At 58.6% G+C, this 17,785-nt stretch carries 17 protein-coding genes; 9 read left to right on the top strand and 8 right to left on the bottom strand.

The window, feature by feature from the left end; genetic code table 11:
* Positions 1 to 123 precede the first annotated feature (123 nt).
* From H9646_RS11990 to H9646_RS11965, 6 genes are all read left to right on the top strand, one after another.
* Positions 124 to 714: a LysE family translocator gene (locus tag H9646_RS11990; protein ID WP_191723589.1), complete on the top strand. Its 591-nt coding sequence runs from the start codon at positions 124 to 126 to the stop codon at positions 712 to 714.
* 10 nt (positions 715 to 724) lie between these two features.
* Positions 725 to 1,564 carry an AraC family transcriptional regulator gene (locus H9646_RS11985; protein WP_191723588.1) on the top strand — a complete coding sequence of 280 codons (840 nt, stop codon included), beginning with the start codon at positions 725 to 727 and terminating at the stop codon, positions 1,562 to 1,564.
* Positions 1,565 to 1,865: 301 nt separating this feature from the next.
* The gene (locus H9646_RS11980) at positions 1,866 to 3,242 is read left to right on the top strand and encodes an amino acid permease (protein WP_191723587.1); all 1,377 of its coding nucleotides are present in this window, start codon (positions 1,866 to 1,868) and stop codon (positions 3,240 to 3,242) included.
* A 71-nt stretch (positions 3,243 to 3,313) separates the two neighbouring features.
* Entirely contained in the window at positions 3,314 to 4,681 is a 1,368-nt protein-coding gene (locus tag H9646_RS11975) for an esterase-like activity of phytase family protein (RefSeq protein WP_404813100.1), read from the top strand.
* A gap of 68 nt (positions 4,682 to 4,749) precedes the next feature.
* Positions 4,750 to 5,385 carry an arylformamidase gene (gene kynB / locus H9646_RS11970; RefSeq protein ID WP_191723586.1) on the top strand — a complete coding sequence of 212 codons (636 nt, stop codon included), beginning with the start codon at positions 4,750 to 4,752 and terminating at the stop codon, positions 5,383 to 5,385.
* Positions 5,386 to 5,490: 105 nt separating this feature from the next.
* Positions 5,491 to 6,138 carry a 3'-5' exonuclease gene (locus H9646_RS11965; protein ID WP_191723585.1) on the top strand — a complete coding sequence of 216 codons (648 nt, stop codon included), beginning with the start codon at positions 5,491 to 5,493 and terminating at the stop codon, positions 6,136 to 6,138.
* Positions 6,139 to 6,257: 119 nt separating this feature from the next.
* Here H9646_RS11965 and H9646_RS11960 read toward each other — a convergent pair whose 3' ends face one another.
* Complete coding sequence (locus H9646_RS11960) at positions 6,258 to 6,791, bottom strand: methylated-DNA--[protein]-cysteine S-methyltransferase (protein ID WP_191723584.1); 534 nt, start codon at positions 6,789 to 6,791, stop codon at positions 6,258 to 6,260.
* A 145-nt stretch (positions 6,792 to 6,936) separates the two neighbouring features.
* Here H9646_RS11960 and H9646_RS11955 point away from each other — a divergent pair, with 145 nt between their 5' ends.
* The gene (locus H9646_RS11955; RefSeq protein ID WP_225214173.1) at positions 6,937 to 8,154 is read left to right on the top strand and encodes an MFS transporter; all 1,218 of its coding nucleotides are present in this window, start codon (positions 6,937 to 6,939) and stop codon (positions 8,152 to 8,154) included.
* A gap of 3 nt (positions 8,155 to 8,157) precedes the next feature.
* On the opposite strand, the gene H9646_RS11950 is transcribed toward H9646_RS11955, so the two are convergent.
* Together H9646_RS11950 and H9646_RS11945 are read right to left on the bottom strand one after the other, a co-directional pair.
* Positions 8,158 to 9,369, bottom strand: a complete 1,212-nt coding sequence (locus tag H9646_RS11950) for an FAD-dependent monooxygenase (RefSeq protein ID WP_191723583.1) — start codon at positions 9,367 to 9,369, stop codon at positions 8,158 to 8,160.
* 357 nt (positions 9,370 to 9,726) lie between these two features.
* On the bottom strand, positions 9,727 to 10,017 hold the full coding sequence (locus H9646_RS11945; protein ID WP_191723582.1) for an H-NS histone family protein: 291 nt from the start codon (positions 10,015 to 10,017) through the stop codon (positions 9,727 to 9,729).
* 238 nt (positions 10,018 to 10,255) lie between these two features.
* Here H9646_RS11945 and H9646_RS11940 point away from each other — a divergent pair, with 238 nt between their 5' ends.
* Complete coding sequence (locus H9646_RS11940) at positions 10,256 to 11,101, top strand: symmetrical bis(5'-nucleosyl)-tetraphosphatase (protein WP_191723581.1); 846 nt, start codon at positions 10,256 to 10,258, stop codon at positions 11,099 to 11,101.
* 67 nt (positions 11,102 to 11,168) lie between these two features.
* Here the strand turns inward: H9646_RS11940 and H9646_RS11935 are convergent, their stop codons facing one another.
* From H9646_RS11935 to H9646_RS18565, 3 genes are all read right to left on the bottom strand, one after another.
* Positions 11,169 to 12,581, bottom strand: a complete 1,413-nt coding sequence (locus H9646_RS11935) for a DEAD/DEAH box helicase (protein WP_191723580.1) — start codon at positions 12,579 to 12,581, stop codon at positions 11,169 to 11,171.
* Positions 12,582 to 12,691: 110 nt separating this feature from the next.
* Positions 12,692 to 13,561: a KPN_02809 family neutral zinc metallopeptidase gene (gene ypfJ, locus H9646_RS11930; protein WP_191723579.1), complete on the bottom strand. Its 870-nt coding sequence runs from the start codon at positions 13,559 to 13,561 to the stop codon at positions 12,692 to 12,694.
* 64 nt (positions 13,562 to 13,625) lie between these two features.
* Positions 13,626 to 13,754, bottom strand: coding sequence for a hypothetical protein (locus tag H9646_RS18565; RefSeq protein WP_263598949.1), 129 nt, complete (start codon positions 13,752 to 13,754; stop codon positions 13,626 to 13,628).
* Positions 13,755 to 14,087: 333 nt separating this feature from the next.
* Between H9646_RS18565 and H9646_RS11925 the strand changes: the two genes are divergently transcribed.
* Positions 14,088 to 15,782 (top strand): sensor domain-containing diguanylate cyclase, encoded by a 1,695-nt coding sequence (locus H9646_RS11925; protein WP_191723578.1) that lies wholly within the window; start codon positions 14,088 to 14,090, stop codon positions 15,780 to 15,782.
* A gap of 67 nt (positions 15,783 to 15,849) precedes the next feature.
* Here the strand turns inward: H9646_RS11925 and dcd are convergent, their stop codons facing one another.
* On the bottom strand, positions 15,850 to 16,416 hold the full coding sequence (gene dcd, locus H9646_RS11920; RefSeq protein ID WP_191723577.1) for a dCTP deaminase: 567 nt from the start codon (positions 16,414 to 16,416) through the stop codon (positions 15,850 to 15,852).
* Positions 16,417 to 16,480: 64 nt separating this feature from the next.
* Entirely contained in the window at positions 16,481 to 17,773 is a 1,293-nt protein-coding gene (gene guaD, locus H9646_RS11915) for a guanine deaminase (protein ID WP_191723690.1), read from the bottom strand.
* Positions 17,774 to 17,785 lie beyond the last annotated feature (12 nt).

The raw sequence follows: 17,785 nt of genomic DNA, 5'->3' as shown, positions 1-17,785 counted from the left end.
ACTGCTGCCCGCCAAATTGCCCCTTGGCCTGCAATTTTGTTCAATACCGGCCAGCCAGCTTTGGGCACAGTGCGGCCTGTGAATGAACTACACACATCTTCTCTATGGACGAGCTTGCTGGCAATGGCTGGCTTTGCTCTGGTCGGTGCCATCACCCCCGGGCCTGTCAATGTGCTGGCTTTACGCCATGGCAGCCAGGGGCCGGGCTACCAGGCTCTGATGTATGTACTGGGGGCCAGCCTGAGCTACGTTGTCGTGGTGGCATGCATGGGCTTTGGAAGCACCCGCATGCTGGGGCAACACCCGGGGATGGCACACAGCGCGCAATGGCTGTGCGCAGCCTATTTACTCTGGCTGGCCTGGCAACTGGCGCGCGCACCAGCCCTTCAGCCTTTGGCTGTCCAGCCCAGTCACCACCCCAGCCCATGGCAGGCTTTCAACCAGGGGGTCGCGGTCCAAATACTCAACCCCAAGGCCTGGCTGTTTGCGCTGTCTGCCGTGGGGCTTTACGCATTGCCGCAAAGCCACCTGCCACACGCCAATCTAGGGTGGCTGTGCGCGATCTCCCTGCTGGCTTGCCTGATCGGCGTCGGGTGCTGGGCGGCACTCGGACGTATGTTGATACGCTGGCTGCATACACCCCGGCGCCAGCGAGCCTTGAACCTGGCTCTGGCCTTGCTGCTGGTCGTCAGTGTGGTCACTGTGCTGGCATGATGCACGGCTCATGCGCAGTCCCTCGCCACACCAGTTCCACCGCTTAGCCGCCCTGCCCTGGGCAGAGCTGCGCGTGAGCCAGCAATCTCCACATTGCTACCGCTTGCACATGCATGCCGAATATTCGCTGGGCATCGTGGACCAGGGCCAGACCTTGTTTCAGCATGCTGACGGCTGTGAGCTGCTGACCGCAGGCAGCGTGGTACTGATCGAGCCGGGTGTCTGGCATGCATGCAACCCTGCACAGGCCACACGCTGGTCCTATCGCATGCTGTACATCCAGGCCGACTGGCTGCATGCGCAGCTAGGGGTTGCCGGGCTGCGTTTTACACGGCGTACAACGCATGCCACGGATACCCGCCAGTTGCTGCATGCACTGTGCCAGCAGCTGGAGACAGGCCACGCCAGCACAAGCCCCGGTACAGCCCCCATTGGCCGTGAGTGGACAGCGCAGCTGCTGCTCCTGCTATCGCAACCGGCCATCGCAGAACCACTGCTGACGGCCTCGCAGGCTCCCCAGCCTGAGACAGCCGCCGTGCTGCACGCGCTGGAGCAGTGGCACCAGCACCCGGACACAGCCCCCAGCGTGCAGACACTGGCGCAGGCCCAGGGCATGAGCGCCTCCCGCTTTATTCGCCATTTCAAGAACGCCACCGGCGTCACCCCCGGTGCATATCGCCTGAACCTGCGCCTCAATGGCGCACGCCGCCTGCTGGCACAGGGCATGCCGCTGGCTGAAGCGGCCCATGCCATGGGTTTTGCCGATCAATCCCATCTGCAGCGTGCCTTCAAGTCCCACCACGCACTGACACCGGGGCGCTACGCTCAAGGCCTGCCCGCCAGTATGTAAGACCTTGTAATCTCACTGCCTGCATCTATACAAGCACCTGCCTCGCAGCATGGTCACCCACATCGTCAGATACTGGTCACAACCGTTGCTTCCAGCCAAGGAGGTCACCATGTTCACACTGTTAATGCTGATTGCCTGCGCTTTCATTGTGGGTGGCGTGATGATGGCGGTGCTGTGCATGGAACAGACACTGGCCGACAATCCGGGCGATTCATGAGCGGTTGCTTCGCCTTGTCTGTGCAATAAATCGCGCCTGCGCAGATACTTGAAGGTTTTGTTTCGACTAGAACCTTGGGCGCACATGGCCAACTTCCACGATATTCAACAACGCGAAACAGGCCTGCAACAACACCTGACCAGCGCCCAGATGGTGATGATTGCCATTGGGGGCGCAGTCGGTACAGGCTTGTTCATGGGCAGCGCTTTTGCCATTGGCTTTGCGGGCCCCGCCGTGCTGATCAGCTACGCCATCGGTGCATTCATTGCATTGCTGTTAATCGGCTGTCTGGGTGAGATGACGGTGGCCCACCCCACCTCCGGCTCATTCGGCGCTTATGCCGAGTACTACCTGGGACCAATGGCCGGGTTTGTGCTGCGCTATGCGTACTGGGCTGCGCTGGTCCTTGCCGTCGGCATGGAGGTCACTGCCGTAGGCATCTACATGGCTTACTGGTTCCCGCAAGTACCGCAATGGGTATGGGTGGCCGTGTTCTCGGCCATCCTGATTGGCATCAACCTGCGCAGCGTGAAAGTCTATGGCGCAGCGGAATACCTGTTCTCGTCCATCAAAGTCGCCGCCATCATTGCCTTTGTACTGATTGGTGCCTATGTCGTCTTTGGCAGCCACACACCAGGCATCGGTCTGCACAACTACCAAAGCGGCGGCGGCTTCTGGGCCAAGGGTCTGGGCGGCATGTGGCTGGGCGTGATTGTGGCCATGTTCAGCTACCTGGGCGTAGAGGCCATTGCCGTGGCCGCAGGCGAGGCCCAGCACCCGCAAAAAGCCGTGCAAAGCGCCATGAAAACCACCGTCCTGCGCCTGGTGCTGTTTTATTTGCTGACGCTGGCCCTGATGCTGGCCATCGTGCCCTGGACAGAAGCGGCCACCCAGACCAGCCCCTTTGTGCGGGTGATGGAGATCATCAACATTCCTTACGCCGCTGGCGTGCTCAATTTTGTGGTGCTGGTGGCTGCCCTGTCGGCCATGAACAGCCAGCTGTACACCACCTCGCGCATGATGTTCAGCTTGGCGCGCGCCAAGCAGGCACCCGCCACCTTTGGCAAAACCAATCCCGATGGCGTGCCTGTGGCGGCCATTCTGGTGTCCAGCCTGGGGGCTGCCGTGGCCATGGTGATCAATGCGTTCTGGCCTGAGCAATCGTTCATGTGGATGATGTCGATTGCCATGTTCGGCGCCATGTTTGCGTGGTTCATGATTTTTGTGATCCACCTGGCTTTTCGCCGCCGCCGCGACCGCGAAGGCCAGGAGCGCGTACCGTTTCGCATGTGGGGTTTTCCATGGCTGACGCTGCTGGGCGCGGCACTGATGGGCGGCGTACTGATCACCACCGCCTTCACACCCGAGTTTCGCCTGACGCTGGCCTTTGGCCTGCCCTGGCTGCTGATGCTCAGTGTGATTTACCTGTTGCGCCGTGCACGCGCAGTGACACCCAACTGACTTCAATCTGCCATCACAGTGACACACGCAGCTTGAATGATTGCCACCATCCTTCAACTGCTGTGACCACTGTGAACACTCTCCCTCGTCTTTCCTGGATTGCCAGCCTGTGCCTGCTGGCAAGCATCGCTACACCGTCCCACGCCAGCAGCACCCCAGCACATCAGGCCACTTTGGCGGGCCACGCGGTGCTGCCAGCGCTGAGCATCATGCCCGCTCCCGCAGACGCTCCTGCTGACCTGCGCAGCAGCGGCAAATACACCACCACACCGCCAACCTACGTACTGGGCAGCGTGGAAGGTCAATCCGATGGCCGCCCCACCGGGGTCAAGCTGCCTTTTGATGGCCAGCCCCGTCAGGGCCATTCGGGCATCGTGCGCATGGACGATGGCTCTTTTTGGATCATCACTGACAACGGCGCTGGCAACAAAGCCAATTCATCGGACTTCATGCTGCACCTGAGCCACTATCAGGTTGACTTCAAGCAAGGCGATTTCAAATTGCTCAAAACCGTGTTCCTGCACGACCCAGACCGCAAGGTGCCATTTCGCATCACTCAGGAAGGCACCGAAAAGCGTTACCTGACTGGTTCTGACTTTGACCCCGAAAGCCTGCAGATCGTTGGCCCCCACCTCTGGATTGGTGACGAGTTTGGCCCCTTTCTGATTCAGGCCGACATGCAGGGCAAAGTGCTGGCGGTGTTTGACACTCTGGTTGACGGCAAGCCCGTGCAGTCGCCAGACCACCCCGCAGCGCGCACAGCGGCTTCGCCCGATGCCAAGCCCGTGCTCTACCCTGTGCGCCGTTCCAAAGGGTTTGAAGGCATGGCGGCCAGCCCCGACGGCAGCAAGCTGTACCCCTTGCTGGAGGGCGCGCTGTGGGACAGCAAGACCGGCGCACTGGAAAGCGACAACAGTGTGACCTATCTGCGCGCACTGGAGTTTGATGTGCAGGGCAAAAAGTGGACAGGCCGCCAGTGGAAGTACCCTCTGGAAGCAGCCACGCATTCCATTGGCGACTTCAACATGATCAACGCCACCACTGCCCTCGTGATTGAGCGTGACGACGGTGAAGGCACCCCTGATCAGGCGTGCCCCGCCGGTGAAAAACGCACCGATTGCTTTGGCAAACTGCCCGCCTTCAAACGCGTGTACAAAGTTGAGATGAGCGAGGCAAATGTGGGCGGCTTGATGCGCAAGATTGGCTACATTGATCTGCTCAACATTCAGGACCCCAAAAAACTGTCCCGCAAACCGCTGACCCAGGGCGTGCTGCAGTTTCCCTTCTTCACCATCGAAAACGTGGCCGTGGTGGACAGTCAGCACATCGTGGTGGGCAACGACAACAACCTGCCCTACAGCTCCAGCCGCCACCCCAACCAGCAAGATGACAACGAGCTGGTGCTGCTGAACGTACGTAGCCTGCTGCAAGCCAAATAATCCGCACACCTGCATACTGGCAAGCCTGTGAGCACACTGCTCACAGGCTTTTTTACTGCCCGCATGCCATGACAAGCACCCGTCAGCTCTGGGACATCTCAGCTCCCATCCACCACAGCAGCCCGGTCTACCCCGGTGATACGCCGTACCGCCAGGTCTGGACAGCCAGCATTGGCCCGCAATGCCCGGTCAATGTCAGCACCATCGAGATGTCGCCCCACATCGGCACCCACGCCGATGCACCGCTGCATTACGACGCGCAAGGCGCTGCCATGGGTGGCGTGGATCTGGCCGCCTACATTGGCCCCTGCCGGGTCATTCATGCGATTGCCTGCGGGCCGCTGATCCAGTGGCAGCACATTGCCCACGCCATCACGCCCGATCTGCCAGCACGCGTGCTGCTGCGCACCTATGCCCAGGCGCCACAGCACTGGGACGATCAGCTCACCGGCTTTGCCCCCCACACCATCGAGAGGCTGGCTGATCTGGGGGTACAGCTCATCGGCATTGACACCGCCAGCATTGACCCCGCCAGCAGCCAGACGCTGGACAGCCACATGCTGGTGCGCGCACGCAACATGCGGGTGCTGGAAAATCTGGTGCTGGATGCCGTGCCAGAGGGCGACTACGAACTGATCGCCCTGCCGCTCAAACTCATGCAGGCCGACGCCTCGCCCGTGCGCGCCGTTTTGCGCAGCCTATAAGCCAAATCAGCCCGATGAGGTCGATGCATATCTGAGGCAAAACGCTCTTGAGGCGAGCCTGCCTTTAGCGCTTATGCTTCAAGCGCCAAAAGCTATCAAAACCATATGACCGACCGCATCGCCATCATCGACTTTGAAACCACCGGCATGAGCCCCGCCCACGGCGCACGCGCCGCCGAGGTGGGCATTGTGGTGATTGAGGGAGGGCGCATGGTCGATCGCTTTCAAAGCCTGATGAACGCTGGCCAGCGCATGCCGTGGAACATCACCCAGCTCACCGGCATCAGCGACGCCATGGTGCAAGCAGCGCCACCCGCAGACGCTGTCATGCGCGAGGCGGCGGCCTTTGTCGGCAATACCCCCATGGTGGCGCACAACGCATCGTTTGACCGCAAGTTCTGGGTCGACGAGCTGCAGCGCGCTGGTTGTGATGCTTCGCAGCCCTTTGCCTGCACCGTGCTGCTGTCGCGCCGGCTGTACCCGCAGGCGCCCAGCCACTCGCTGGGCCGCATCGTGCGTTTTCTGGATTTGCCCCCAGCCGACAAAGCCCACCGCGCTTTGGCCGATGCCGAGATGACCGCGCACCTGCTGCTGCGCATGCACAGCGATTTACAGACACGCTGGCACATCCCCCAGCCCGACTATGCCTTGCTGCACATGATTCAAAGCAGCCAGCGCCAGCACGTACCTGCCTTGCTGCAACGCACATCGACCGAACAAACGCAGCCCGAGCTGCCGGGCATTGCACACTGAAAGACTTGCGCCGCAACGCTCAAAAACAGAGCTATCAGCGCTTGCTTATCAACAACTTCAAATACTTTTAATGCGCAAAAGCTTACTGCACATGCGTAAGCAGCTATTTATTTTGATTTTCAGATAGCGCCTTCTTGCTGCAGCAACTGCTGCTTGCGCTCCAGCCCCCAGCGGTAACCGCCCCAGCCGCCATCACTGCGCAGCACGCGGTGGCACGGCACCAGCACAGCCAGAGGGTTGGCTGCACAGGCGCTGGCTACGGCGCGCACCGCCTGTGGCTGGCCTGCAGCCTTGGCCACCTCGGTGTACGTGCGCGTTTGCCCGGGGGGAATGCTGCGCAGCGCCTTCCAGACCTTGCGCTGAAAGTCCGTGCCACCCACCACATCCAAAGGTACAACATGCTGCAGCGTGGGGTGCACCAAAATCTCCAGCACCGTATCGCTCCAGCGGTGCAGCAGCGGGCCGCCCGTATCCAGTTGCGCTTTGGGGTAGCGCTGCTGCAAGTCGCTGATCAGTACAGACTTGCTATCGCCCAGCAATACAGCTGCGATACCTTTGGACGTGGACGCCACCAGCACCTGCCCCAGGGCGCATTGACGCAGGGTGTAGTGCAAGACCAAAGGCGCTGAAGAGGTGGAGGTGCGGGTGCTCATGGCAGCCACTTTATGCCACTCCAAAGACCCCGCCAAGGGCAAATCCCTACACAGTGGAGACAGTTCTTGTAAACGCTGCGCGCTACCCTTGCGGCCAGGAGACAGCCACGTGCCCAATAACACCCCCAACACAGCACCCAGCACCATGCAGCGTCAGCTGTGGATCATGCTTTTGGCATTGCTCAGCGGCTTTGCGCTCAGCCAGGCCTTTCGCACCATCACCGCCATCCTGGCCCAGGGCCTGCAGCAGGACTTTGGCATCAGCGCCAGCTCTCTGGGCGCATTTGCCGGGCTGTTTGGCCTGTCTTTTGGTGTCGCCCAGCTCATGATGGGCATTGGCATGGATTTGTACGGCCTGCGCCGCACGGTGCTGTGCGCTTTTCCACTGGCAGCTGTGGGCTCTGCCCTTTCGGCTGCCGCGCCCAGCTATGGCTGGCTGATGCTGGGCCAGCTCATGATTGGCGTGGGCTGCTCACCTGCTTTTCTGGCCTGCACCATTTTCATTGCGCGCCACTTTCCGGCGGAGCGGTTTGCCTTCATTTCGGGCCTGTCCATGGGTGTAGGCGGACTTGGTCTGCTGTTTACCGGTACGCCGCTGGCATGGGTGGTCGAGATGGGTGGCTGGCGCAGCGGGTTCTGGCTGCTCAGCGGTCTGTGCGTACTGTCGTGGCTGCTGATCTTTTTCAAAGTGCATGAACCCGCTTTGCCACAGACCGCCAGCACGGCCAAAGAAACCTGGGGCCAGGCCTTTGTCCGCATGGCAGAGCTGCTCACCCTTCCCTACACCTGGGGCATGCTGGTGCTGGGCATGTCGTGCTATGCCGCTTTTTTGTCGTTACGCGGGCTTTGGATTGGGCCACTGCTGATGGAGCGCCATGGCTTCAGCCTGGTGAGCAGCGGGCATGTGGCCTTCCTGGTGTCACTGATTTCGCTGTTCAGCCCAGCCGTCTTCGGCCGTCTGGACCCCGGCACCCTGCGCCGGCGTCAATGGCTGGTTCATTTTTCGCTGGGCATGGCAGCGCTGTTCGTGGTGCTGGCGCTGTGGCGGCAGCCGGTGGCCAACGTGCTGACCCTGGTGGCCATGGCCATGCTCTCGGGCTACGGCCTGCTGCAATACGCCGATGTGCGCACCTCCTACCCCAACCACATGACAGGGCGGGCGCTGTCCCTGTTCACCATGGCCATGTTTTTGGGCGTGGCGCTGATGCAGTGGTTCACCGGCATCGTGGCGGCATGGGCCATCCGCAACGCCTGGGAGCCTTACACGGCAGTAGCCCTCACGATTGCACTGTGGCTGGCAGCGGCATCTACGGCATACCGGCTGCTGCCTGCATCGCCCTTGCTGCAAGCTGCCAGAACGTAGCGCCTACAAGCTGCTGGCGCTGGAGCCATCGCCCCGGTACAGCCACGGCAAATCCATCAGCTGGCTGCCGAGCATGCGCATGGTCAGATCGCGCCCCCAGCGCACAGGCCCGGTGGCATGAAAGATATTGCCATTGCGAATGGAGCGCGCCTGCACGCGTGCATTGCGCTCCCAGCGGTTGATGGCGTAGCGGCGCAGGCGCAGCTCCACCTCCAGATCATCCATCGCCAGTGCGCGCTGCAGCTCTGCCGCATCTTCAATCGCCATGCCCGCACCTTGTGCCAGATAAGGCCGCATCGGGTGCGCAGCATCGCCAATCAAACCGACCAATCCCCTGGCCATGCCTTCTGGCCCCTGCAAAGGGGCTCGGTCTGACAAGGGCCACAGCCGCCACTGTCCACCGGCAGCGGGCACACTGCGCACAAGATCCTGCAAATTGCTCGAGCAATGCCTGAGCGCCTGCTCCAGCGCCTGCGCATTGGCGGCATGGTCCCAATGCTCCATATCTTGCGGCGCAGGCCCTTCAATGATGACCACGATGTTCATCATTTCTCCACGCCGCACCGGGTAATGCACCGCGTGCATGCGTGGGCCCAGCCATACAGTCACCTCATTGCTGCGCCAGCCCACAGGCACGTCTGCCATAGGCAGCAGTGCGCGGTATGCCAGGTGCCCCGACACACGCGGGCGGCTGCTGTCGCCCAGCAGGGGACCACGCAATTTGCTCCATACGCCATCGGCCAGCATCAGCGCATCACCTTCCACCACCTTGTTGGCCGAAGTTCGAATGGTGGTGACACGCTCTGCCCCCAGCAACTCACTCACTTCTTGCCCTGGGTTGATAAAGATGTCTGCGCGCTGCTGCGCCGCCTGGTGCAATACACCGTGCAAGTCAGCGCGGTGAATCGTGACGTAGGCTGCGCCATAACGCTCCACCATGGACTGCCCCAGCGGCGCACTGGCCAGAACTTTTCCGTTGATGCCACTGCGTGCCACCAGTTGCTGGGGCAATGCAACCACTTGCTGCAAAGCTTTTTGCAAGCCCCAGGCCTGCAAACGTCGCACCACGTTCGGCCCCAGCTGCACCCCCGCGCCCACTTCAGAAAATTGGGGCGAACGTTCAAACAAGCGTGCATCCCAGCCCGCATGTGATGCACCCAATGCAGCCGCCATACCGGCAATACCGCCACCAGCAATCAGTACTTGTTTTCTCATGCGCCAAATTGTGGCGCTGAAATACGTGAGGCGTGCACTCACAGAGACAGATAAATCTGATACGCCGCAAAATCTGCTCAGTATTTAAGCAAGCTCCCCCCAACACCCAGCGCTACACACTTGTGCCCAAAAGCCATAGGCTCCATCCTTGATACATCGCGGCCTTGCTTCGTCGCACTTGAGCGTGCAGCGTATGGTGCGCGACGAGCTACTTGTGGCTTCGCATTCACCGCAAACCTTTAATTTTCCGGACGGTATCAACCACTCTAGAAGGTCATCTGCTGTCTATCTAAAAATGACAACGCCATGTCGGTGGGCACATAAAAAAACCCGCTACTGCGGGTTTTTTTAGACTCTTTAGATTTCAAACTTGCTGCGGTCCTGGTCTTGAATCCATTTTGGGGCTTTACCACGCCCTGTCCATGTTTCACCTGTTTGAGGATTCTTGTATTTAGGCGCAACTTTGGAACCAGCGGAACTACTGCGCGCCGAGCGCGCGGCAGGAAATACGTCTGCAGCACTCAGACCATACTCATCAATCAACCCACGCACCTTGCTGACAGCTTCAGCCAACTCACGCTTGCGCGCTTCTTGGATTTGCTTTTCGAGTGCTTCACGTTGCTTCAAAAGATCTTTATAAGAGCTCATGTCGTACTTCCTTTAGTTAGGTGCAAAAATTATATATACCAATGTGTTTTCATGAATGCACACACAAGTATTAATAAAAAATAAAAACCCCATTATTTAATAGGAAAGTTTTATTCAATTTCTCTTGCTGCACGCTGTGTGCCACTGAGATTCCTGATCTGCAATTTACACTACGCCTATTGAATACCAGTCATTGCAAATGATGTATTCCTCTTGAATTACAAAGAAAGCAAAGAAAGTGTCCACTTACTTAATTGGTGACATCCAGGGGTGCGACAGTGCTTTGGAAAAGCTGCTCCACCAGATTTCGTTCTCACCCAGCCGCGACACTCTGTATTTACTGGGAGATCTGATCAATCGGGGGCCTGCGTCTGCCGAAGTCCTGCGCCGCTGCATGCAGCTAGGTGATGCCGTCAAACCCTTGCTGGGCAACCATGACCTGCACCTGCTGGCCAGTGCTTATGGTGTTCGCAAACCAGGCAAACGTGACACGCTGCAGAGTATTTTGAATGCACCCGACCGATCTGACTTATTGCACTGGGTTTCACAGCAACCATTGGCGCGCTGCCTAGAGAGTGCTTCAGGCCAGAGATTATTGATGGTGCATGCGGGTGTATTGCCTCAATGGAGTCTTGCAGACACGCTAGCACTGGCCGATGAAGTACACCAGCAGATCAAAAGCGATGCCCTGCCAGAATTTCTCATGCATATGTATGGCAACACCCCCAATCAGTGGGATTCGCAATTGTCTGGCGCAGACAGGCTGCGCGTGATTGTGAATGCGCTGACACGCATTCGCTTCTGCAGCACCGATGGTGTGATGGATTTTGAAAGCTCTGAATCTGCTGATGCAGCCCCTGCAGGATTAATCCCCTGGTTTGAATGCCCTGAGCGAAAAACAATGAATGACATTATTGCTTTTGGCCACTGGTCAACATTAGGACTGATGAACCGCCCCAATCTCATGGCACTGGATACCGGCTGTGTCTGGGGTGGCTGCCTCAGCGCCATGGAAATTGGCAGTGATTTTGAAGAACGGCGTTTGCACCAGATTCATTGCGAACAAGCTCAAAAACCCGGTTAAGCCCAAGCTGCAGCCATAAAAAAACCACGCTCAATGGCGTGGTTCTTTTTATGGCTGCAGCGACTTGTTAGAAGCTCCCCATGGGCTTGAACAAAGCTGCAACCTTGCGTTTGGACTTCACACCCGCAGCTGCTTTGGGCGCAGCAGGGCTGGCATCCCATGCAGGGGTATAGGACTCACGCTCCTGATAGGGCTTATCAAAGAAGGGATCTGCCGGAGCACTGCGCACAGGGCGCGCACCACGCATAGGGCGGGTGCCTTGTACCGAAGCACTGCGCTGCACCTCTTCACGGCCTGCGACTTCGCGCTGGCTGTCACGGTCACGGAAACGGCGTGTATCAGACAGTTGAATGGTTTCGACAGTGATCTTTTTCTTGATCAGCTTCTCGATATCAGCCACCAATTTGGCATCCGAGCTACCCACCATGGTCACTGCCAGACCGGTCGCGCCAGCACGGCCAGTGCGGCCAATGCGGTGCACATAGTCTTCGGCGTTGAATGGCACGTCGTAGTTGAACACGGCAGGCACATCTTTGATGTCCAGACCACGTGCAGCCACGTCGGTACACACCAACAAGTCCATTTCGCCTTGCTTGAAAGCTTCCAGCGCCTTCAAACGCTCATCCTGGCTCTTGTCGCCATGCAAAGCGGTTGCACGATAGCCATCGCGCTCCAGAGCACGGGTCAAGCGGGCGCATCCCAGCTTGCTGTTGGAGAAGATGAAAGCCTGGCGAATGCCACGCTCTTTCAGCACTTCACAGATGGCACGGCGCTTGTCGTCGTCATTGGCAGCAATGAAGCGCTGCTCGACCGTCGAGGCCGTCTCATTGGGGCGAGCGACTTCAATGGTGACCGGGTCTTGCAGGTAGCTGCCAGCCAGACGCTTGATTTCTGGCGAGAACGTCGCACTGAACAGCAGCGTAGTGCGTGTCTTGGGCAAATGGCTCAAGATGCGCTGCAAATCAGGCAGGAACCCGATGTCCAGCATGCGGTCGGCCTCGTCGAGCACCACATATTCAACTTGATTGAGCACCACATTCTTGGCTTCAATATGGTCCAGCAGACGGCCCGGCGTTGCCACCAAGACCTCCACGCCTTTTTTCAGCTCCAGCGTCTGGGGCTTCATATCCATACCGCCAAAAACCACGGTGCTGCGCAGCTTGGTGTGCTTTGCATACAGCGCAATTTGCTGAGCCACCTGATCGGCCAGCTCACGCGTTGGCAATAGCACCAGAGCACGAACCGGGTGACGGGCTGGAGATGCCGAGGTGTTCTCATGCCGCATCAGACGTTGCAGCAGTGGCAGCGAAAAAGCAGCGGTCTTACCCGTGCCAGTTTGCGCTGCTCCCATCACATCCTTGCCGGTTAAAACCACCGGAATCGCCTGGGCCTGGATGGGGGTCATGGACTCGTAGCCCATTTCGGCCACGGCGCGTGCCAGAGGCTCCGCCAAGAGTAAAGAGGAAAAAGAACTTGTCATTGAGGGTGCTATTGTCGCACTGTGAACGCCAAGCTCCTTGTGAGGTCTTTAAATCCAGCGTTTCTTGGCGGATTCCGTGGAAATAAAACCTCACTTTAAGCGCATTTTTGCTACAAGCTGCTGGCAGAAAAAGTGTCACATGACTGCACGGATCCTGTCTGTAAACCGGTTTTAAACCAGCGCTGACGCTGTGCACTGCTGCCGTGCGTAAAGCTGTCTGGCACGATCTGGCCAGTCTGCGCCTTCTGCAATGCATCGTCACCAATTTTTGCAGCGGCGTTCATGGCCTCCTGAACATCTCCCTGCTCAAGAATTTGGCGCTGACTGTCTGCATGGTGCGCCCACACACCGGCCAGACAATCTGCCTGCAGCTCCAGCTTGACGGACAGCTTGTTGTATTCCACCTTGCTGACACGCCCCCGCATTTGATCCACTTGGCCAGAGATACCCAGCAGATTCTGCACATGGTGACCGACCTCATGCGCAATCACATACGCCTGCGCAAAGTCACCAGGTGCGCCCAGCTGGTTTTTCAGCTGATCATAAAAGGACAGGTCAATATAGACTTTTTGATCGCCCGGACAGTAAAAGGGCCCCATGGCTGACTGGCCTGTGCCACATGCCGTAGCAATGGCACCGCGGAACAGGACCAGTCGAGGGTCCTGATAAGTTGCCCCGCCTTGTCTAAAAATTTGCGTCCACACATCTTCCGTATCCGCCAGCACGGTAGATACGAACTTAGCCATGGTGTCATTGGCCGGAGGCGCTTGCGCTGGTGCTTGCTGCTGCGTCGCAGGCATACCGCCGCCACTGATAACGCCCAAAATCGTCAATGGGTTCACACCCAGCACCCAGCCTCCGATCAGCGCAATCACGATCGTACCGATCCCGATATTGCGGCCACCCAGCATGGGTGCCCCACCGCCGCCACTGCGCCGGTCTTCCACGTTGTCCGACTGGCGATTGCCTTCCCATTTCATCGTTGTTTCTCCTGGACACCCCGAGGTAGCGCTGCGCGCGGCATACCTGTATCTGTATTCATTGTCATTCGTGCTGCGTCGCCTGCTCTTGCTCGTGCGACGCCTGCGGCATCGTTCCCACAGGCTGGTTGGACCAGCTGGCGGAGCGGCTCACATTCTGCGCCCGTGCAGTGTGCATCTGTACAACGTCCATGAATGTGATGAATTGCCAAACCAGCAAGACAGCTGCACCAAAAAAAAGACAGCCACGCAACAACAGACTAAAAAACACGTGATTCAGTTTGTGCTCGCTCATATCAAAAGTCCGTCATGCAATGCGTGAATGCTAGTTTTTCGCTTGCACGCTGCGTAGCGTGATGCATGCCAAGTCGTTGTAGGACTTTCATATACAGCCACCACCTGCCAAGGGTTCTTGACTGACAAGCACGCCACTTGACGCTCCAGCCTTTTTTTGCAAACACTGCATATCGCACCAACGCTGCTGCGGCCCTGACGTTTAACTTGCCCTGTGCCCACCAAAAGATTCATGCCCCAAACCGACCCACCCTACCGCAGCCTTCGAACTCAAATTGCGCTGGTATTTGGTGGTTTTTCGGTATTTCTGGCCGTGGTGCTTTGTTTACTGGCGGGTGAATTTCTGAAATGGCGTTTGCAGCAACAAGCCGCTACTGCCTTGCATATCGTGGCCAGCAATACCGCCACGATGCTGCAGCAAGATTTGCAGCAGCAAAGCCGCCGTGCGCAGGTACTGGCTACATCCAAAGAATTGTGGGAACAGGGTTTGGCCTCACGCGGCGTAGCCGATATGCTGGCCCGCATGCAGCACATCAATCCTCATAACGTATGGATTGGGGTTGCCGATGTCCACGGGACCGTGCAAAACGCCACAGACCATTTGCTGCAGGGCACAGATGTCTCGCAACGCCCTTGGTTTCAGTACGCACAAAGTGGCCCGTTCATCAGCCAGGTCTACACATCCCAGCAACTGACTCAATTGCTGCAAAAATCTGCAGATGCATCTGCACAAGCACTGCGTGTGGTGGACTTTGCTGCGCCGATCCAAGGCCCTGATGGCTCTTTACTGGGTGTTCTGGGCATTCACAGCAGCTGGGACTGGGCGCGCGATGCGGTCGAGCGGCTGCAGCAAGGTGCGGCAAAAAACAACCAGCAAAGCATTTTCATCTTTGATAAAGCAGGTACGTTGATCTACGCCCCCGATGGCGCTACGGCCCCTTACACAAGGCTTGAGCAGACCCTGCCCGAGGCGATGGAGCGCAACAGCCCCAATGCCAACCTGGTGCAATGGAAAGATCGGGCGCAGCCTTTTCTCACCTCCGCTGTGCAGCTTCCCACACCCAGCCCGGCCAATGATCTGGGCTGGTGGATCGTGGCACGCCAACCGGTTGAAGCTGCCTACGCAGACGCCAACCGCATGCTGTGGCTGTCCCTTGGCTTTGCTGGCATTGCAGGCTTGCTGACTGCCTTGGTCGCCTGGACCCTGGCAAGACATGTGAGCGATGACTTGAAGCAACTGGCCCAGGCTGCCAGCCAGATTCAGGCCCACACGCACGCCAGCATCCCCCTGCTTCACAGCAACCGTGAAGTCTTCAAGCTTTCTCAGGCCTTGTCGGGCATGACAGCGCAGTTGCTGCGCGCCAATGAAGAAATGCAAAAGCAGGTTCATCGACGCACGCAGGAGCTACAAGCAGCCAATGCCGAATTGCAGCGCCAGGCCAATACCGATGCACTCACCCAGCTTCTCAATCGCCGCGGCTTTGACACCCAGGCCACCCTGGCTTTGGCCCTGGCACGCCGCAGTGGCCGCCCCTTGAGCATGATCAGCCTGGATATTGACTTCTTCAAATCCGTCAACGATCAGTTTGGCCACGATGCCGGGGACAGCGTCTTGGCCAATCTGGCAGACATCCTGCGCCAGCGCACGCGCCAAGCAGACATCGTCGCACGCATTGGCGGTGAGGAATTTGCACTGCTGCTGCCCGACACCAGCGCCAGTGCAGCACAGCAACTGGCCCAGGAACTTCTAGAGAGTATTGAACGCACTCCCATACCGACAGTGGGCCACATCACTGTCAGCGCTGGCGTGAGCAGCTTGCGCAGCGAAGAGGCCTCCGATGATCTGCACAGCATGATCAAGCGCAGCGACGAAGCCTTGTACGAGGCCAAACGCGCTGGCCGCAACCGGGTTCATCGCGCCGGGTGAGGCCGTGCGGCCCCACAAAAAAAGCGGGCCGTTTAGCCCGCTTTTTTTATTGGCAGCACCTTGCCAATCAAGTACGCGGCAACGTCACGCCGTGCTGGCCCTGGTACTTGCCGCCACGGTCCTTGTAGCTGGTTTCGCACGGCTCATTGCCTTGCAGGAACAGCACTTGCGCGCAGCCTTCGCCTGCATAAATCTTGGCGGGCAGTGGCGTGGTGTTGGAAAACTCCAGCGTCACATAGCCTTCCCACTCTGGCTCAAACGGCGTCACATTCACGATGATGCCGCAGCGCGCATAAGTGCTCTTGCCCAGGCACACGGTCAGCACATCGCGTGGAATGCGAAAGTACTCCACCGTGCGGGCCAGCGCAAAGCTGTTGGGCGGGATGATGCAGTAGTCACCCTCAAAGTCCACAAAGCTCTTTTCGTCAAAATTCTTGGGGTCCACTACGGTGCTGTGGATGTTGGTGAACACCTTGAACTCGCGTGCGCAGCGAATGTCGTAGCCGTAGCTGGAGGTGCCGTAGCTGATGATTTTCTTGCCGTCGGCTTCGCGAATCTGACCGGGCTCGAACGGCTCGATCATGCCGTGCTGCTCCGCCATCTTGCGGATCCATTTGTCGCTCATGATGCTCATGAAAGTGTCCTGTTTCGCTGAATTTTGTATAGCATGAAGCGCTTTTCATATCAGCGCAATGGTGCTATTTTGCTTGAGAAACAATGGTTTGCTCAATCAAGCGGTCATCCCCGAGCACGATCATGGCAAATAGCAGCTCATCCAGCGATGCGGTTTGCTGTGTCTTGCGCGCCAGCAGCGGGGTGCAAGCAGGGTTGATGACAACAAAATCTGCTTCGCAGCCAGGCTGCAAATTGCCAATCACACCCTCCAGGCCCAGCGCCCTGGCCGCACCTGCCGTGTGCTGCCACCACAGGTGGGCGGGCTTGAGGCTCAAGCCCGCTTTGCTGTGCTGCTCACGGCCTACGATGTAGGCTGCCTGCATGGTGCGAAATGGTGAAAAACTCATGCCGCCGCCCACATCGCTGGCTAGGCCATACATCAAGCCTGCAGCATCGGCTTTCAAGTAATCAAAGTAGCCGCTGGACAAGAACAGGTTGCTGGTCGGACTGATGGCCGCAGCCGTGCGTGTTTCGCGCATCAGTGCGCGGTCGGTGTCATCCAGCCAGATGCAATGGGCGTACACGGCTCGCTCGCGCATCAGGCCAAAGCCGTTGTACACATCAAGGTAGCTGCGCGCTTGCGGATACAGCTGGCGCACCCAGCGGATTTCATCAAGGTTTTCTGAAACGTGCGAGTGCACCCACACATCTTTGTACTTGGCCGCCAGCTCACCCGCCCCGCGCAGTTGCTCGGGCGTGCTGGTGGGCGCAAAACGTGGGGTGATGGCATAGCCCAGACGGTCTACGCCGTGCCAGCGTTCAATCAGGTTTTCGGTATCGATCAAGCCCTGCTCGGTGTCATCGCGCACGCCATCCGGGCTGTTGCGGTCTTGCAGCACCTTGCCTGCCATCATGCGCATGCCGCGCTGTTGTGAGGCATGCATGATGGCATCCACCGATGCGGGGTGCGAGGTGGCAAAGGTCAGCGATGTGGTTACGCCGTTGCGCAGCAACTCATCCAGAAAGAATGTGGCCACGCTGTCGGCATAGGCCCGGTCATGAAAGCGCGATTCATGCGGAAAGGTGTAGTGCTCCAGCCATGGCAGCAAGCCATCGGCCGGCGCGCCAATCACATCGGTTTGCGGGTAGTGGATGTGCATGTCCACAAAACCGGGGGCAATCAGCCGGCCCGGCAGGTCGATGAGCGCTGCGCCCGGCTGGTTCACATACTGCGCTTGCAGCGCCTGCCAGCTGCCTGCTGCAACCACCCGCTCCTGGCCCTTGGCGTCTGGCGCTACCGCCAGCAGCCCGTCGCTGTCATACACGGGGCTGCCATCAGGGGCAAAGCGGAGCAAGGCACTGCGGTAGATTTTCATGAACACGGCACT

Origin of the sequence: Comamonas avium (assembly GCF_014836675.1) — a bacterium.
Taxonomy (GTDB): Bacteria; Pseudomonadota; Gammaproteobacteria; order Burkholderiales; family Burkholderiaceae_C; genus Comamonas; species Comamonas avium.
The sequence above is the reverse complement of the archived record's forward strand: the minus strand, read 5'-3'. Positions and strand labels throughout refer to the sequence as shown.

Bases quoted from the DNA above. Each gene is read 5' to 3' on its own strand.
- H9646_RS11990 (WP_191723589.1), top strand. From the start codon at position 124: ATGGCTGGCTTTGCTCTGGTCGGTGCCATCACCCCCGGGCCTGTCAAT.
- H9646_RS11985 (WP_191723588.1), top strand. From the start codon at position 725: ATGCGCAGTCCCTCGCCACACCAGTTCCACCGCTTAGCCGCCCTGCCC.
- H9646_RS11980 (WP_191723587.1), top strand. From the start codon at position 1,866: ATGGCCAACTTCCACGATATTCAACAACGCGAAACAGGCCTGCAACAA.
- kynB (WP_191723586.1), top strand. From the start codon at position 4,750: ATGACAAGCACCCGTCAGCTCTGGGACATCTCAGCTCCCATCCACCAC.
- H9646_RS11965 (WP_191723585.1), top strand. From the start codon at position 5,491: ATGACCGACCGCATCGCCATCATCGACTTTGAAACCACCGGCATGAGC.
- H9646_RS11960 (WP_191723584.1), bottom strand. From the start codon at position 6,791: ATGAGCACCCGCACCTCCACCTCTTCAGCGCCTTTGGTCTTGCACTAC.
- H9646_RS11955 (WP_225214173.1), top strand. From the start codon at position 6,937: ATGCAGCGTCAGCTGTGGATCATGCTTTTGGCATTGCTCAGCGGCTTT.
- H9646_RS11950 (WP_191723583.1), bottom strand. From the start codon at position 9,369: ATGAGAAAACAAGTACTGATTGCTGGTGGCGGTATTGCCGGTATGGCG.
- H9646_RS11945 (WP_191723582.1), bottom strand. From the start codon at position 10,017: ATGAGCTCTTATAAAGATCTTTTGAAGCAACGTGAAGCACTCGAAAAG.
- H9646_RS11935 (WP_191723580.1), bottom strand. From the start codon at position 12,581: ATGACAAGTTCTTTTTCCTCTTTACTCTTGGCGGAGCCTCTGGCACGC.
- ypfJ (WP_191723579.1), bottom strand. From the start codon at position 13,561: ATGAAATGGGAAGGCAATCGCCAGTCGGACAACGTGGAAGACCGGCGC.
- H9646_RS18565 (WP_263598949.1), bottom strand. From the start codon at position 13,754: ATGGACGTTGTACAGATGCACACTGCACGGGCGCAGAATGTGAGCCGC.
- H9646_RS11925 (WP_191723578.1), top strand. From the start codon at position 14,088: ATGCCCCAAACCGACCCACCCTACCGCAGCCTTCGAACTCAAATTGCG.
- dcd (WP_191723577.1), bottom strand. From the start codon at position 16,416: ATGAGCATCATGAGCGACAAATGGATCCGCAAGATGGCGGAGCAGCAC.
- guaD (WP_191723690.1), bottom strand. From the start codon at position 17,773: ATGAAAATCTACCGCAGTGCCTTGCTCCGCTTTGCCCCTGATGGCAGC.